At 69.4% G+C, this 396-nt stretch carries 1 pseudogene; it reads right to left on the bottom strand.

The features are described from left to right. Window positions 1-396, bottom strand: a pseudogene (locus DNK59_RS31465) (bifunctional (p)ppGpp synthetase/guanosine-3',5'-bis(diphosphate) 3'-pyrophosphohydrolase); the annotation flags it as partial.

Genomic DNA, 396 nt, shown 5'->3' with positions numbered 1-396 from the left:
CGCACGCACCTGCCGGTGAATCCTCACCCCGCGGCCCTGGGTGATGTCACCGACCATCCCATCCCCCGGCAGCGGCTGGCAGCAGCCGGCCATCTGGGTCATCAGGTTGCCCACGCCCTGGATCTGGATATCGCCGCGCTTGCCCGTCTTGTAGCCGGCGGCCTTGCGCGGGATCAGCTCCAGTTGCTCGTTGCCGCGCTCCGTCTCCACCAGTTGCTGGGCCAGGTTGACCAGTTGCGCCAGGCGCAGGTCGCCCGCGCCCAGGGCGGCAAACATGTCCTCGGCGGTCTTCATGCTGGCCTTGTCGGCCAGCTTGTCGAAGTCCACCCGGGGCAGGTCGAGACGGGTCCGTTCGCGTTCCCGCCGGGTCTTGGCGGCGGCGACGTGCTGATCGCG

It is taken from the genome of Pseudomonas sp. TKO26 (assembly GCF_003225665.1).
GTDB classification, from domain to species: Bacteria; Pseudomonadota; Gammaproteobacteria; order Pseudomonadales; family Pseudomonadaceae; genus Aquipseudomonas; species Aquipseudomonas saponiphila.
The sequence above is the reverse complement of the archived record's forward strand: the minus strand, read 5'-3'. Positions and strand labels throughout refer to the sequence as shown.